18 protein-coding genes are annotated in these 14,971 nt (G+C 66.4%); 13 read left to right on the top strand and 5 right to left on the bottom strand.

Translation table 11 applies throughout. The features are described from left to right. Window positions 1-47: 47 nt before the first annotated feature. The 4 genes from LX70_RS10015 to LX70_RS10000 all read left to right on the top strand — a co-directional run bounded on the left by LX70_RS10015 (window position 48) and on the right by LX70_RS10000 (window position 5,506). The gene (locus LX70_RS10015) at window positions 48-1,901 is read left to right on the top strand and encodes an ABC transporter ATP-binding protein (protein ID WP_105514618.1); all 1,854 of its coding nucleotides are present in this window, start codon (window positions 48-50) and stop codon (window positions 1,899-1,901) included. Continuing rightward, window positions 1,898-3,730: an ABC transporter ATP-binding protein gene (locus LX70_RS10010; protein WP_105514617.1), complete on the top strand. Its 1,833-nt coding sequence runs from the start codon at window positions 1,898-1,900 to the stop codon at window positions 3,728-3,730. The genes LX70_RS10015 and LX70_RS10010 overlap by 4 nt, the downstream gene beginning before the upstream one ends. Next, window positions 3,727-4,941, top strand: coding sequence for a class I SAM-dependent RNA methyltransferase (locus tag LX70_RS10005; protein ID WP_105514615.1), 1,215 nt, complete (start codon window positions 3,727-3,729; stop codon window positions 4,939-4,941). Before LX70_RS10010 ends, LX70_RS10005 begins: the two co-directional genes overlap by 4 nt. Window positions 4,942-5,011: 70 nt before the next feature. Continuing rightward, the gene (locus LX70_RS10000) at window positions 5,012-5,506 is read left to right on the top strand and encodes a L,D-transpeptidase family protein (RefSeq protein WP_105514613.1); all 495 of its coding nucleotides are present in this window, start codon (window positions 5,012-5,014) and stop codon (window positions 5,504-5,506) included. Window positions 5,507-5,518: 12 nt separating this feature from the next. Here LX70_RS10000 and dalA read toward each other — a convergent pair whose 3' ends face one another. Then, complete coding sequence (gene dalA, locus LX70_RS09995) at window positions 5,519-6,013, bottom strand: divisome-associated lipoprotein DalA (protein ID WP_245885032.1); 495 nt, start codon at window positions 6,011-6,013, stop codon at window positions 5,519-5,521. 204 nt (window positions 6,014-6,217) lie between these two features. On the opposite strand from dalA, the gene LX70_RS09990 reads away from it, so the two are divergent. The 3 genes from LX70_RS09990 to LX70_RS09980 all read left to right on the top strand — a co-directional run bounded on the left by LX70_RS09990 (window position 6,218) and on the right by LX70_RS09980 (window position 7,551). Then, window positions 6,218-6,823 (top strand): L,D-transpeptidase, encoded by a 606-nt coding sequence (locus LX70_RS09990; RefSeq protein ID WP_105514609.1) that lies wholly within the window; start codon window positions 6,218-6,220, stop codon window positions 6,821-6,823. Window positions 6,824-6,969: 146 nt separating this feature from the next. Beyond that, window positions 6,970-7,149: a hypothetical protein gene (locus LX70_RS09985; RefSeq protein WP_105514608.1), complete on the top strand. Its 180-nt coding sequence runs from the start codon at window positions 6,970-6,972 to the stop codon at window positions 7,147-7,149. Window positions 7,150-7,371: 222 nt separating this feature from the next. Continuing rightward, window positions 7,372-7,551 carry a hypothetical protein gene (locus tag LX70_RS09980; protein WP_105514606.1) on the top strand — a complete coding sequence of 60 codons (180 nt, stop codon included), beginning with the start codon at window positions 7,372-7,374 and terminating at the stop codon, window positions 7,549-7,551. Between the two features lie 59 nt (window positions 7,552-7,610). Here the strand turns inward: LX70_RS09980 and hemH are convergent, their stop codons facing one another. Beyond that, a complete protein-coding gene (gene hemH, locus LX70_RS09975) occupies window positions 7,611-8,675 on the bottom strand; it encodes a ferrochelatase (RefSeq protein WP_105514604.1) in 1,065 nt (354 codons plus the stop codon). Window positions 8,676-8,725: 50 nt separating this feature from the next. Next, on the bottom strand, window positions 8,726-9,577 hold the full coding sequence (locus tag LX70_RS09970) for a methyltransferase domain-containing protein (protein WP_105514602.1): 852 nt from the start codon (window positions 9,575-9,577) through the stop codon (window positions 8,726-8,728). Window positions 9,578-9,608: 31 nt separating this feature from the next. Here LX70_RS09970 and LX70_RS09965 point away from each other — a divergent pair, with 31 nt between their 5' ends. The 4 genes from LX70_RS09965 to LX70_RS09950 are packed head-to-tail and all read left to right on the top strand — an operon-like array spanning window position 9,609 to window position 11,902. After that, window positions 9,609-10,328 carry a double zinc ribbon domain-containing protein gene (locus LX70_RS09965; protein WP_105514600.1) on the top strand — a complete coding sequence of 240 codons (720 nt, stop codon included), beginning with the start codon at window positions 9,609-9,611 and terminating at the stop codon, window positions 10,326-10,328. 36 nt (window positions 10,329-10,364) lie between these two features. Further along, window positions 10,365-10,622, top strand: coding sequence for a glutaredoxin 3 (grxC, locus tag LX70_RS09960; protein ID WP_105514598.1), 258 nt, complete (start codon window positions 10,365-10,367; stop codon window positions 10,620-10,622). 3 nt (window positions 10,623-10,625) lie between these two features. Beyond that, entirely contained in the window at window positions 10,626-11,456 is an 831-nt protein-coding gene (locus LX70_RS09955) for a carbon-nitrogen hydrolase family protein (protein WP_105514596.1), read from the top strand. Between the two features lie 56 nt (window positions 11,457-11,512). Next, window positions 11,513-11,902 (top strand): MarR family winged helix-turn-helix transcriptional regulator, encoded by a 390-nt coding sequence (locus LX70_RS09950; RefSeq protein WP_425430585.1) that lies wholly within the window; start codon window positions 11,513-11,515, stop codon window positions 11,900-11,902. Here the strand turns inward: LX70_RS09950 and ubiG are convergent, their stop codons facing one another. Continuing rightward, window positions 11,903-12,646: a bifunctional 2-polyprenyl-6-hydroxyphenol methylase/3-demethylubiquinol 3-O-methyltransferase UbiG gene (gene ubiG / locus LX70_RS09945; RefSeq protein WP_105514594.1), complete on the bottom strand. Its 744-nt coding sequence runs from the start codon at window positions 12,644-12,646 to the stop codon at window positions 11,903-11,905. A 66-nt stretch (window positions 12,647-12,712) separates the two neighbouring features. Here ubiG and pip point away from each other — a divergent pair, with 66 nt between their 5' ends. After that, on the top strand, window positions 12,713-13,681 hold the full coding sequence (pip, locus tag LX70_RS09940; protein ID WP_105514593.1) for a prolyl aminopeptidase: 969 nt from the start codon (window positions 12,713-12,715) through the stop codon (window positions 13,679-13,681). 15 nt (window positions 13,682-13,696) lie between these two features. Beyond that, a complete protein-coding gene (locus LX70_RS09935; RefSeq protein ID WP_105514591.1) occupies window positions 13,697-14,317 on the top strand; it encodes a CDGSH iron-sulfur domain-containing protein in 621 nt (206 codons plus the stop codon). A gap of 9 nt (window positions 14,318-14,326) precedes the next feature. On the opposite strand, the gene LX70_RS09930 is transcribed toward LX70_RS09935, so the two are convergent. Then, window positions 14,327-14,953 (bottom strand): LysE family translocator, encoded by a 627-nt coding sequence (locus LX70_RS09930; protein WP_105514589.1) that lies wholly within the window; start codon window positions 14,951-14,953, stop codon window positions 14,327-14,329. Window positions 14,954-14,971: the final 18 nt, after the last annotated feature.

The raw sequence follows: 14,971 nt of genomic DNA, 5'->3' as shown, positions 1-14,971 counted from the left end.
TCCCCGGCCCTGCGCTATATCCGCGCGGCAACCCGACGAGGCCAATCATGTTCCGGTTCTTCGAGAACCTGGTCGATCCCTATGTCGAATATGAGGAAACGGACACGCCGCCCCGGCGACTTCTGCCGTTCCTGATCGACTATGCCCGCCCGTTCCGGCGGGTCTTTGTCGTGACCGGGGTCCTCAAGATGGTCGTCGCCGTGATCGAGGTCGGGATGATCTGGTATGTCGGACGACTGGTCGATCTTCTGGCTGGGGGCAGCCCGGCCGAGGTCATGCGCGACCACGGGGCAGAGTTCCTGTTCGCCGCCATCGCCGTCCTTTGCCTGCGCCCGATCATCGGCGGCATCGACGTGGCACTTCTGCACAACACCATCCTGCCGAATTTCGGCACCCTGATCCGCTGGCGTTCGCACCGCCATGTCCTGCGCCAGCCCGTCGGCTGGTTCGAGAATGACTTTGCCGGCCGCATCGCCAACCGGATTATGCAGACACCCCCCGCCGCCGGGGACGCGCTGTTTCAGGTCTTCGACGCCGTGGCCTTTGCCGTCACGACGCTGATCGGCTCCATCGCACTTCTGTCGGGGGCGGACCTGCGCCTTGTCGTGCCGCTTCTCCTCTGGATCGCCCTCTACCTCTGGCTCTTGCGCTGGACCGTGCGGCGCGCCGGTCCCGCCTCTACCGCCGCCTCGGACGCGCGGTCGAAGGTCACGGGCCGTGTGGTCGACAGCTATACCAATATCCATTCGGTCAAGATGTTCGCCCACCATGATCGTGAGATCGCCTATGCCGGCGAGGCGATCGAGGAAGCGCGGGAGAAGTTTCAGACCGAAATGCGCATCGTCACGCTGATGGATGTCATGCTGACCTTCATCAACGGGCTTCTGATCGTCTCGGTCACCGGCCTCGCGCTCTGGCTCTGGTATGACGGGCAGGCGACGGTCGGTGTCGTCGCGGCCGCGACCGCGCTGGTCCTCAGGCTGAACAACATGACCTACTGGATCATGTGGGCGACCACGAACCTCGTGCAGTCGCTCGGCGTCGTGGCCGAGGGGATGGAAACCATCGCCCAGCCCGTCGCCCTGACCGACCGCGCCGGGGCAAAGCCGCTGGATTACCGCGAGGGGCGGATCGAGATCGACACCCTCAGCCACCATTACGGCCGCGGCGCGGGCGGGTTGGACAAGCTGTCGCTGACCATCCGGCCGGGGGAAAAGGTGGGTCTTGTCGGGCGCTCCGGTTCTGGCAAATCGACCCTCGTCAAGCTGCTTTTGCGGTTCTACGACCCCGAAGGCGGCCGCATCCTGATCGACGGGCAGGACATCACCCATGTCACGCAGAACAGCCTTCGCCGCGTGATCGGGATGGTGCAACAGGACAGCTCTCTCCTCCACCGCTCGGTGCGCGACAACATCCTTTACGGCCGCCCCGATGCCACTGAGGCCGAGATGATCCGGGCCGCGCAGCGGGCCGAGGCGGACGGTTTCATCGGCGATCTGGCGGACCCCGAGGGGCGGTCGGGCTATGACGCGCAGGTCGGCGAACGCGGTGTAAAACTTTCGGGCGGTCAGCGGCAGCGCGTGGCGCTGGCCCGCGTGATCCTGAAGGACGCCCCGATCCTTGTGCTGGATGAGGCGACAAGCGCGCTGGATAGTGAGGTGGAGGCTGCGATCCTCGACACGCTTTACGGGGTGATGGAGGGCAAGACGGTGATCGCCATCGCCCACCGCCTGTCCACCATCGCCCATATGGACCGGATCGTCGTCATCGACGGCGGCCAGATTGTCGAGTCCGGAACCCATGCCGCGCTTCTTGCGAAAGGCGGACTTTATGCCCAGTTCTGGGACAGGCAGTCCGGCGGTTTCATCGGCACGGACGAAAGCCCGGAGGCAGCGCAGTGAAGTTCGCCGACCTGATCGACGCCTTCCGCCCGGCGGAAGGGCCGCCGCCCCGCACGCTGGGGCGGTTCTTCCTCTGGTGCCTGTCGGGCGCCTGGGCGCCGCTTCTGGCGGCGGCGGTCTTTTCCGGCATAGCGGGCGCGATGGAGGTCGTGACCGCATGGTTCCTTGGCCGCGTGGTCGATACCGCGCAGGGCGCCGACCCGGCCGCCGTTCTGGTGCAGAACTGGCCGCTTTACCTTGGCTTCGCGGTCTTCCTCGTCGTGCTGCGCCCGCTCGCCTTCGGGCTTTCGGCGGCGTCGAATTCCATCGTCGTGCAGCCGAACGTCCTGCCCCTTGTCCTCTCGCGCCTGCATCGCTGGACGCTGGGGCAGGCGGTGACGTTCTTCGACAACGATTTCGCGGGCCGGATCGCGCAAAAGCAGATGCAGGCGGCCCGCGCCGTGACCGATGTCGCCAGTGAATCCATCAACACGATTGCCTTCGCGCTGGCCTCCATCATCGGCTCGGTGGCGCTGCTACTGACGATGAACGGCTGGATGGCGGTGGCGCTGTCGGTCTGGCTTCTGGCCTATCTGGCGCTGATCCGGGCCTTCCTGCCGCGCGTCCGGGGCAAGTCCGCCGCGCGGGCCGGGGCGCGGGCGATGGTGACGGGGCAGGTCGTCGACACGATCACCAATATCAAGACGGTGAAGCTGTTCGCCCATGCCGCGCATGAGGATAAGGCAGCTCTGCGGGCCATGTCGGGCTTTCGCGATACCGCGCTCGATTTCGGGGTCTTGTCTGCGTGGTTCCGCGTCGCCCTGATGACCATTGCCGGGATGCTGCCGCTGATCCTGATTGGCGGCGCGCTTCTGCTTTGGTCGAAAGGCGGGGCGACGACCGGCGACATCGCCGCCGCGGGCACCATCTCCATCCGTATCGCGCAGATGACCGGCTGGGTCAGCTTCACGCTGATGAGCATCTATGGTTCGGTTGGCGAGGTGGAGGACGGGATGCGCACCCTGACGCCACCGCATGAGCTGACCGATGCCGCCGATGCAGGCACGCTGGACCGCGTCGCGGGGGCCATCGCCTTTGACGATGTCAGCTTTGCCTACGGGCGCAAACAGGGCGGAATAGACCATATTTCGCTGTCGATCCCCGCCGGTCAGAAGGTTGGCATCGTCGGCGCCTCGGGCGCGGGGAAATCGACCCTCGTCGCGCTTCTCCTGCGGCTTTACGACACCGAAGGTGGCAGGGTTCTGGTTGATGGCACCGATGTGCGGCGCGTCACGCAGGAAAGCCTGCGCCGCCAGATCGCCATGGTCACGCAGGAAACCGCGATGTTCAACCGCTCCGCCCGCGACAACATCCTCTATGGCCGTCCCGACGCGACCGAGGCCGAGATGGTCGCGGCCGCCGAGGCGGCAGAGGCGGACGACTTCATCCACCAGCTTGAGGATTTCAAGGGCCGCGGCGGCTATGAGGCCTATCTGGGCGAACGCGGCGTCAAGCTGTCGGGTGGTCAGCGTCAGCGCATCGCGCTGGCCCGCGCCTTCCTGAAGGACGCCCCGATCCTGGTGCTGGATGAGGCGACAAGCGCGCTCGATAGCGAGGTCGAGGCACAGGTGCAAAGCGCGCTGCACCGCGTGATGGAGGGCAAGACGGTGCTGGCCATCGCCCATCGCCTTTCCACGATCTCGGAAATGGACCGCATCGTCGTCATGGATCAGGGCCGCATCGTCGAGGACGGTACCCATGACGCGCTCTTGGCCCAGGGCGGGCTTTACGCGCGTTACTGGAACCGCCAGTCGGGCGGTTTCATCGGGCTGGACGAGGCGGCGGAATGACCCGGCTGACCATTGCCCGCCTTGGCCATCACGGCGACGGGATCGCCCCCGGCCCGGTCTTCGTCCCCATGGCCCTGCCGGGTGAGGAGGTGGAGGGCGAGATCGACGGCGAGCGGATGCAAGACTGCCGGATCGTCACGCCCTCACCCGACCGGGTGAAGGCGCCCTGCCGTCACTACCGCGCCTGCGGTGGCTGTGCGCTGATGCATGCCTCGGATGGATTCGTGGCGGACTGGAAACAGGACGTGGTGCGTCAGGCGCTCGCTGCGCAGGGCCTTGATGCGCCGTTCCGCCCGGTCCTGACCTCACCGCCCCGCTCCCGCCGCCGCGCGACCTTCTCGGGCCGCCGGACCAAACAGGGCGCTGTCGTCGGGCTTCACGGCCGCCGCTCCGGCGCCATCGTCGATATCCCGGATTGCCAGCTTCTGCACCCCTCGCTGATCGCGCTTTTGCCGCTGCTTGAGGAAATCACCCTCACCGGCGGCTCGCGCAAGGCGGAACTGTCGCTTTCCGCCACCGTCACCGATACCGGCGTCGATCTGGCCGTGAGGGGCGGAAAACCGCTGGAACAGAGCCTGTTTTCCAGCCTCTCCGCCCTTGCCGAAAAGGCCGACCTCGCCCGTCTTGCCTGGGACGGTGACCTCATCGCCACCCGCCGCCCGCCTGCGCGCCGCTTCGGCAAGGCGCTGGTCGTCCCACCCCCCGGCGCCTTCCTGCAAGCGACGGCAGAGGGGGAGGCGGGCCTTGTCGCCGCCGTGACCGAGGCTGTGGGCGATGCTGGAACCGTCGCCGACCTCTTCGCCGGATGCGGCACCTTCGCGCTGCCTTTGGCCGCGACCGCCAGCGTTCACGCGGTCGAAGGCGAGGCGGCCATGGTCGCCGCGCTCGACGTGGGCTGGCGCGGCGCGACGGGCCTGCACCGTGTCACGACCGAGGCGCGCGATCTTTTCCGTCGCCCGCTTCTGCCCGACGAACTGGGCTGCTTTGACGCCGTCGTCATCGACCCGCCCCGCGCGGGGGCCGAGGCGCAGGCGGCCCAGATCGCGGCCTCGGCCCTGTCCCTTGTCGCCGCTGTTTCCTGCAACCCGGTCACCTTCGCCCGCGACGCGCGCATCCTGACAGATGCCGGGTTCCGCATCGACTGGATCCAGGTCGTCGATCAATTCCGCTGGTCCCCTCACGTCGAAGTGTCCGCCCGCCTGTCACGGTAGGAACGCCCGCTCTTCCCGCCCCGCCGCGATCCGTGTAAACCTTGGTAAAACCAACGCGAGCGGACAGGACATGTGGGGCAGGCGGACTTTTCTGGCAACGACGGCGCTTGGGCTTCTTGCGGCCTGCGGATCGAAATTCCGCAGCTATAACGGGCCTGAGGTGACGCAGATCCTGATCTACAAGGGGCAGCGCAAGATGTACCTTCTGCATGGCCAGACCGCGATCAAGACCTACAGGATCGGGCTTGGCGGCAATCCGGTCGGCGACAAGAAGGTCGAGGGCGACGGCAAGACGCCCGAGGGGCTTTACTATATCGACCGCCGCAACCCCAACAGCAGCTACCACCTGTCGATCGGCATCTCCTACCCCAATGCCGCCGACCGGGCCGAGGCCGAGGCGCTGGGCAAGAAGCCCGGCGGCGATATCTTCATCCATGGCCGGGCGAAGAAGAACAAGGGTCGCGGCAAGGACTGGACGGCGGGCTGCATCGCCATCAAGGACGGCGAGATGGAAGAGGTCTATTCCATGGTCCGCGTCGGAACGCCGATCCTGATCCTGCCATAGGCGGGGCGGCGATCAGCCGCCCGTGACCACCGTCCACCAGATCTTGCCCGCCGGTTCCTGATACCAGGCAAAGCCGATGTCGCGCGCGGCGGGGTCAAGGATCACCGCGCGGGTGTCGGGCGAACCCATCCAGGCCGACAGCGTCTCAAGCTCGGTCTCGTAGGTTTCCGAGATATTCTCGCCCATCATCCGGCCCTGATAGCCGGTCCGCCGCACCCGCTCCAGCGGCGAGGACCCGTCCGAGCCGAAATGCCAGGGCCGATTCTGCACCGCCATGTCGCGCGAATGCGTCGCAGCGGCGGCGGTCAGCAGCGGGTTCAGCGTCAGCGGCTGCGCACCCGAGGCACGGCGCAGCGCGTTGACCGAATCGACCAGCGAATAGGTGATCCGTCCCTCATCGCCCTTCCTGATCTCATAAAGCTTCGGCAGCGGCAGGCCATCGGCACCCATCGGCGCCGGCTGATCGCTTACGCACCCGGCAAGTGCGATTGCTGTAACGAGAATCATTCCGGCCGAACGGATCATGGACCAAGCCCCTCAGGTTATCGCCGGGCCGTCCTTTACAGTTTCGCGGTTCGGTGTTCAAACGCGATCTTGGCCGATGGGCGGAATGTGACAGAGGCGTGAGTTGAGGATATGGCCCCTTTCGCGTACCTTGCCGCGCATAAATGAGGTCCGCCGGGCAGCGGCGGGAAAGATGGTGACCCGAGGATGAGCAACCCTGACAACGTCAAGATCAGCCGCCGCGCGCTGATCGGAACGACGGCGGCCTTTGCCGCCACACTCGCCGCCCCCGCGCTGGCCCAGACCGCCGGCACGACGGAGATGGAAAGCGATCTAAGCTCCAACATGCGGCGCAACATCTCCAGCTTCCGCTCGCTGGACTGGCAGCCCTATTTCTCAAGCCTCGACAAGGGCGCGATCCTTGTCGATATCACGTCGCGCGCGCTGCATTACTGGTCCGCAGACGGGCAGACGTACAAGCTTTACCCGACCAGCGTGCCGCTGACCCCGGACCTGACCCGCAAGGGCCGCACCTCTGTCATCCAGAAGGTTGTCAATCCGCCCTGGCGCCCGACGCCCGATATGCGCGTGCGCAACCCGGAATGGCCGGAAATGGTGCCGGGCGGCGACCCGACCAACCCGCTTGGTCCCCGCGCGCTCTACCTGTCCTGGCAGTATTATCGCATCCACGGAACGCATGACACACGCAAGATCGGGCGGCGGTCATCGAACGGCTGCATAGGGTTGTACAATGAACACATTCTTGAACTCTTTGGCCTTGCCGAAGTCGGTACGCAGGTGTTGCTAATTTGACGACACGCCTGAAACCGTTGGTTTTCGGCCCTACTCGCCAGTTGCAAATCTCGAACCTTGTGCGTTACTCACGTCTACGAGGTGAAGATGGATGCTCCGGCGATCCTCAATCAAACTGTGCCGGTGCGTAACTGGAGAATTGAAAAATGAAAAAGCTCGCGCTTGCTGCCGCTGTTTCGCTCGCCGCGTCCACCGCTTTCGCCGGTGGCATGGCTGAACCGGTCATGGAGCCGGAAGTTGTGGTTCAGAAGTCGTCCTCCTCGGGCGGCATCGTTGTTCCGCTGCTCCTCCTGCTCGTCGTTGCTGCCGCTGTCGCCAGCAACTGATCCCAGGCGGATCTGTTAAAGGAAAGGCGGTGGGCGACCACCGCCTTTTCCTTTTCGCGGCACGGCGATGCCGGAAAGTCACGTCGCACTGCGCAGCGTTGCACCCGTCTTCACAACCGTTGCCAAGTTCTTGATTCTCGCGTTACTCTTTTCGCCGAGGTAATGAAAAGCTCTGGCGATCCTCACCTCAGTCCCGCCGGAGCGTAACTGGAGAACAGTCGTATGAAAAAACTCGCGCTTGCCGCCGCCGTTTCGCTCACCGCTTCCACCGCCTTCGCCGGTGGCATGGCTGAACCGGTCATGGAGCCGGAAGTCGTGGTGCAGAAGTCGTCCTCCTCGGGCGGCATCGTTGTTCCGCTGCTTCTGCTGCTCGTCGTTGCGGCCGCTGTGGCCAGCAACTGATTTCGGGACACCCCGGATCGAAGGGCGGTGGGAAACCACCGCCCTTTTTCGTTACCCCTTCAGACCCAGCCGGCAAGGTTCAGCGCGATGACCTCGCCCAGCGCCGCGATATGCGCGTCGTCGTCGTTCAGGCAGGGGATATAGGTAAAGCTTTCGCCGCCCGCGTGATGGAAGGCCTCGGCGATCTCGCCCTGAATTTCTTCAAGCGTTTCAATGCAGTCGGCGGAAAACGCGGGCGACATCACCGCGATCCGCTTCTTGCCCGCGCGGGCAAGCTCCGCCACATGCTCCACCGTATAGGGGCGCAGCCATTCCTCCGGCCCGAAGACCGACTGGAACGTCGTGTCGATCGCGCCCTTGTCCCAGCCCAGCCTCTCGCGCAGCAGGCGAGAGGTCTTCTGGCACTGGCAATGATAAGGATCGCCCTCGCGCAGATAACGTTGCGGCATCCCGTGATAGGACGCGACCAGCACGTCGGGCCGGTGATCCAGCGTCGCATAGACCCGCTCAACCGACTGCGCCAGCGCCTCGATGTAAAGCGGATGGTCGAAATACTCCGCCGCCGTCCGCACCGCGGGCTGGCGCTTTTCCTTCATCAACGCGCGGAAGAACTGATCATTCGCCGTGGCCGAGGTCGCGCCCGCATATTGCGGGTAAAGCGGCAGGAACAGGATCTTCTCACACCCCGCCTCCACCATCCGCCGCACCACGGAATCGGTTGATGGGTTGCCGTAACGCATGCAGAAATCGACCATGACGTCATCGCCATAACGCGCGGCAAGGCTGTCGCCCAGCTTCGCGACCTGCGCCTTGGTGATCGTCATCAGCGGGCTTTCGTTCTGCTCGTGATTCCAGATCGACTTGTAATTCGCCCCGGAACTGAACGGCCGTTTCGACAGGATGATAAGCTGCAAAAGCGGCTGCCACTTCCACGACGGATAGTCGATCACCCGCTTGTCGGACAGAAACTCGCTCAGATACCGCCGCATCGGCCAGTAGTCATAGCCATCGGGGGTGCCGAGGTTGGCCACCAGCACACCGATTCGGGCGCGCTTGACGGGTGGGTGGTCTGCGGGCGCGTGGGCCAGGCGTCCGCTGCCCGGCAAGACGGTCTTATCGCTCATGCTGCGTCCTTTTTCAGCGTTTGTCTGACATAGGCCGAAAACCGCCGCGGTCAATCCGCCGCGCCGCTTTCGCGACCCGGTGTCGCGGGCTGTTCCCGCACCCCCAGCGCGTCGGCCAGCCGCGACAGCGCCGATCCGGGGCGCAGCGGCTTTTGCTGGCTTTCATCCGGCGCCCAGCCGGTCAGGAACACGATGTCGAAGGTCGCGGCGATGCGCCCGTCCGGGGCGGGGAAATGCTGTGCGTAAAGCTCTGCCGCCTCGGGGAAGAAGCCGCGCGGCACCGGCCGGCGGGACCGCTGGGCCAGCGCATTCGTCTCCCCCATCGCGCGCAGATCGGCGATCAGGTGAAAGGCGGTGCGATAGGTGACGGTGCGCGGCACGGAATCGGCCACCGGCAGCGCCAGCCCCGCGCGTTGCAACAGGGCGCCCAGATCGCGAATCTCCCCCATCGGCAGGACGCGCGGCGACAGCCCGCCGGTCAGCCGCGTCTCCGTCTCGGCCAGAACCGCGCGCAGCTCATGCAGGCTTCGCCCGCCGAAGAGCGCCGCGATGAACAGGCCGTCGGGTTTCAGCGCCCGGCGGCACTGCACCATTTGCCCGACCGGATCGCTGGCCCAGTGCAGCGCCAGCGCGTGAATGACCAGATCATGCGCGCCTTCCTGAAGGTCCAGCACCGGATCGTCCGCCACGATCCGCGCGCCGGGCAGGCGACCCTGCCAGACCTGCGGAAAAGCCGTCACCACGGCGGGCGCCGTAAAGGATTTGTTAACCTCGCTCAGCCTTTCCTCGACCTCATCGGCGACGTCCTCATGCAGGAACAGTTCCGCCCCCTGCCGGATGGCGCGGCGGCGGCGGGCGGCAAGGGCGGAGCGGTCGGCAAGGTCAGGTGGAACGGAAGTCATGATCGCGGACCCTAAGTTGCTTCGCACGGGAATGCAAAGCGCGCTGCACCTTCTGTTCCCGCCGCAATGCCTGTCCTGCGGCGGGCCGGTCGCGGACGATTTCGGCCTGTGCGCGACCTGCTGGCGCGACACGCCCTTCATCGCGGGAACCGTCTGCGACCTTTGCGGCACGCCCGTGATGGGGGACGCCGCGCCGGATGAACAGGTCCTTTGCGACGATTGCACCACGCTCGCCCGGCCCTGGGTGGCGGGGCGTGCCGCGCTGCTTTACCGCGACATCGGCCGGCGGCTGGTGCTGGCGCTGAAACATGGCGACCGGCTGGACCTTGCCGCGCCTGCCGCGCGCTGGATGCTGCGCGCCGCCCGCCCGATCCTTCAGCCCGGCATGATCGTGGCGCCGGTGCCGCTGCACTGGACCCGGCTTCTGCGCCGCCGCTACAACCAGTCGGCGCTTCTGTCGAAGGAGCTTGCCAGGGCCGCGCGCCTTGCCCATTGCCCCGACCTGCTTCAGCGCACCCGCCGCACCGCCTCGCAGGACGGGCGCGACCGGGATGCGCGGTTTCGCAACCTCGATCAGGTGATGCGCGTTCACCCCCGCCATCGCGGTACGCTGGCCGGGCGGCCGGTCCTGATCGTCGATGACGTGATGACCTCGGGCGCCACGCTCGCCGCCGCGGCAGAGGCCTGCCGTGCCGCGGGCGCGGGGCCGGTTTGCGTTGCGACGCTGGCGCGCGTTGCGAAAGATGCCTAAATCCCTATAGTTGCGTCAACTTCGGGAAGGTGGCCTATGGCTCGCGTCGAAATCTATACCACGCCGTGGTGTCCCTATTGCCTTGCGGCCAAGCGCCTGCTTGCGACAAAGGGCGCCGCGTATGAGGAGACGGACGTCTCCGGCGACAGCGACAAGCGGCAAGAGATGATGGCGCGTGCCCAAGGGCGCTACACCGTGCCGCAGATCTTCATCGACGGCACCCCCATCGGCGGCTGTGATGAGCTTCACGCCCTTGACCGGGCGGGCAAGCTTGACCCGATGCTGGCGGCCTGAGCCATGAAGATCGCGCTTCTCCAGCTTTCGGTCAGCGACGATCCGGCGGAAAACCTGCCCCACACGCGGGCGATGCTGGAGGAGGCCGCCGGGGCCGGGGCGGGCTTTGTCCTGACGCCCGAGGTGACCAACTGCCTCTCCTCCGACCGCGCCCACCAGCGCGCCGTCCTGCGGCATGAGGAGGAGGACCAGACGCTCGCCGCGCTTCGCGAGGATGCCGCGCGGCTGAAACTCTGGCTGCTGATCGGCTCACTGGCGCTGAAGACGAATGACGAAGACGGGCGCTTTGCCAACCGGTCCTTCCTGATCGGCCCCGACGGGGCGATCCGGGCGCGCTACGACAAGATCAACATGTTCGATGTCGATGTGTCCGAGACCGAGAAATACCGCGAATCGGCGGGCTATCGCCCCGGTACCCGCGCGGTCATTGCGCCGACGCCCTTCGGCACGCTCGGCCTGTCGATCTGTTACGACGTCCGCTTCCCGCAGCTTTACCGCCGCCTGTCGCAGGCGGGGGCGCAGATCCTGACCGTGCCTGCCGCCTTCAACGACACCACCGGCAAGGCGCATTGGCAATCGCTTCTGCGCGCCCGCGCGATCGAGAACGGCGCCTATGTCCTCGCCCCCGCCCAGACCGGCACCCATGCCGCGCATGAAGGCCGCCCGCGCCGCACCTGGGGGCATTCCATGGTCGTCGCGCCCTGGGGAGAGGTGGTGGCAGACGGCGGTACCGAGCCCGGCATCACCTATGCCGAGATCGACCTTGCCGCCGTCGAACGCGCCCGCCGCCGCATCCCCTCGCTGATGCATGACCGCCCCTTCGAAGGACCGTGAGCCCCGTGGCCGAACCCAGAGATCCCCTTGCGGTCGCGCTGTTTTCCGAGGTCTTCATGGCCGACCAATTGGCGCGCAACCTGATCAGCCGCGTCTTGCCGAAGGGGATGGAGATCAGCCACTTCTCGGTCCTGAACCACCTTTGCCATGTGCAGGACGAACGCTCCCCCGCGCAACTGGCCGATACCTTCCATGTCACCCGCGGCGCGATGACCAACACGCTGTCGAAACTGGAATGGGCGGGCCATGTCCACATCCGCCCCGACTGGGACGATGCCCGGCGCAAGTTCGTGTCCATCAGCCCGGCGGGCAAGGCCGCGCGCGATGCCGCCGTGGCCGCGATCACGCCGCTGATCGGCGATGTCGTCCAGAAGATCGGCGAAGACCGGATGCGCGCCGTCCTGCCCGTCCTGCGCGAGATCCGTCAAAGGCTTGAGGGCGAATGATCAGCGCCGCACCCCTGCGGCGACGTAATTCACGCTGAGGTCGCGGTCCGAGATCGACCATTGCCAGCTGACCGGGTTGAAGACAAAGCCCTTGCGGTCCACCGGATCAAGCCCGGCGCGCGCGATCATCCCCGTCAACTCCTCAGGCGTGATGAACTTTGCCCAGTCATGCGTCCCCTTCGGCAGCCAGCGCATGACCCATTCCGCGCCGACGATGGCGGCCATGAAGCTTTTGGCGTTGCGGTTGATGGTCGAGGCGATCATCAGCCCGCCGGGGCTGAGAAGCGCGTGGCAGGTGGCGACAAAGGCCGCCGGATCGGCGACATGCTCCACAATCTCCATCGCCAGCACCACGTCAAAGCTTTCGCCCCCGGCGACCAGCGCCTCGGCCGTGGTGTGGCGGTAGTCGATCGGCAGGTCCTGCGCCTCGGCATGGACCCGCGCCACGGGGATGTTCCGCTCTGCCGCGTCGGCACCCACGACCTTTGCCCCCAGCCGCGCCATCGGTTCGGACAGCAACCCCCCGCCGCAGCCGATATCCAGCAGACGCAAACCCTCGAAAGGACGCGGTGCCTTAAGATCGCGCCCGAACTCCGCCGCGATCTGGCGGGCGATATAGTCCAGCCGCACCGGATTCATCATGTGCAGCGGCTTGAACTTCCCCTCAGGGTCCCACCATTCGGCGGCCATCGCCTCGAACTTGGCGACCTCGGCGGTATCGACGCTGGATGTCTCGGGGCTCATGTTCCCTCCCGGCAAAGTCAGAAGGCCCCCGTGGCGGGCCGGTTCAATGCGTTATATAGTCAAACCATGGATCGGATCGCAGGGCAAAAACGCACAGGCCAGTTTCTTTATCCGCAGATCGAACCCTTCGATCAGCGGATGCTGGATGTGGGCGACGGGCATCGCCTTTATGTCGAACAATGCGGCCACCCGCAGGGCGCGCCCGTCATCGTGCTGCATGGCGGGCCGGGCGGCGGTTGTTCCCCCGCGATGCGGCGCTATTTCGACCCGGCGCATTACCGGATCATCCTTTTCGATCAGCGCGGCTGTGGCCGGTCCCGCCCCCATGCCAGCGTGACGGCGAACACCACCTGGCACCTCGTCGCGGATATCGAACGGATACGCGCGGCGCTTGGCATCGACCGCTGGATCGTCTTTGGCGGCAGCTGGGGCGCGACGCTGGCACTGGTCTACGGCGAAACGCACCCCGACCGCGCCGTCCATCTGGTGCTGCGCGGCGTCTTCCTGGCCACGCAGGGGGAGCTTGACTGGTTCTACGGCGGCGGTGCGGGCGCCTTCTGGCCCGACCGCTGGCGCGAATTCGTCTCCCCCGTGCCGGAAGACGAACGCGCCGACCTGATCGCCGCCTATCACAAGCGGCTTTTCTCCGGCGACACGGTGGAAGAGGTCCGCTTTGCCCGTGCCTGGGCCGCCTGGGAAAACGCGCTGGCCAGCGTCGAATCGCACGGGCCGGGCGGCGACGCGCCGGGCGACTATGCCCGCGCCTTCGCGCGGCTGGAGAATCACTATTTCACCCACAACGCCTTTCTGGATGAGGACGGCCAGATCCTGCGCGACATCGCGCGGCTTGACGACGTTCCCGGCACCATCGTGCAGGGGCGCCTCGACATGATCTGCCCGCCCGTCTCGGCCTGGCGTCTTGCCGAACGCTGGCGGCGGGCCGATCTGCGCATGATCCCGGTCGCGGGCCACGCGCTTTCCGAACCCGGTATTTCCGCCGAACTCATGCGGGTGATGGACAACCTGCGCCACTGACGAAAGGGACCCCCGATGGCCGACAAACGCACCACCGTCACCCCGCGCGAAAACGGCCCGCTGGTGGTCAAGGGGCTTGAGGAATTGCGCGGCCCCGATGGCGCGGCGCTTGAGGTCAAGGCGGTCGTCGCGCTTTGTCGCTGCGGCCACAGCCAGAATAAGCCCTTCTGCGACGGCAGCCATGCCAAGGTCGGCTTCACCTCGACCAGCGACCGTCCGGCGGACGGCCCCGACAAGGTGCTGCGCTACAGCGGCACCGGCGGTACCGTCACCTACAACCCGCGCCTATGCGCCCACGCGGCCGAATGCGTCCGTCTGGCCCGCGCCGTCTTCGACCCGGCCCGCAAGCCCTGGATCGACCCCGATCAGGGGACCGCGGACCAGATCCGCGATGTCGTGCGCGCCTGCCCCTCGGGCGCGCTGGCGCTGGAAGGGCCGGAACATCTTCTGCCCGAAGGTGTGCGGATCAAGGTCCAGAAGGACGGTCCCTACTGGGTCCTGCGCTCGGACGTCGATGCTCCGCCGCCGGGGCAGGCGGCCTGCGACGACAAGGTCGTCCTCTGCCGCTGTGGCATGTCGGGGAACAAACCCTATTGCGACGGCACCCACCGGGCAGAGAAGTGGTCGGACGACTGACCGCGCCCCTCAGACCGGCAGCAGCGCCAGCGCCAGCCCGACCACGATCAAGAGCCCCCCGGCGATGCGGTTGATCTTCCGTATCCGTTCGGGCGAGGCAAGCCGGGCGCGCGCCTTGTCGACCGCCAGCGCCAGCGCGAGGTTGCCCACCAGCGGGATCGACATTGACACCAGCGCGATCACCGCGATGTCTGCCGCCGTCACATGGCGCAGGTCGAAAAAGCCGGGCAGGGCGCTCATGTAAAACAGCACCGCCTTGGGGTTGCCAAGGATCGCCGCCACGCCCGCCAAGAACCCGGCCAGCCGTCCGGGCCGCGTCAACCGGCTGTCACGCTCGATCGGGTCGTTCGCCCGGCGGATCAGCAGGATGCCCATCCCCACGAAGAAGACCACCGCGACATAGCGCAGCGCGACCATGAAGCCCGACCATTGATCGACGATCCAAGATAGCCCGAAGATCGCGAACAAGGGCCAGATCAGATCGCCGATGGTCACCCCGATCGCCAGGGGCCAGGCCGAGGCGAACCCGCCCGACAGCGCCCGCGCCGTGATCGCGACCCAGACCGGCCCCGGCGTCAGCCACAAAAGCGCCATGGCGCCCGCGTAAAGCAGCAAGGCGGCGAAGGTGATCGTCATGCCCGTGTCGATACGACT

The sequence above is a fragment of the Albidovulum denitrificans genome, assembly GCF_002973535.1.
GTDB lineage: Bacteria > Pseudomonadota > Alphaproteobacteria > Rhodobacterales > Rhodobacteraceae > Albidovulum > Albidovulum denitrificans.
Note: the sequence above shows the minus strand (reverse complement) of the source record. Positions and strands in the feature narration are given on the sequence as shown.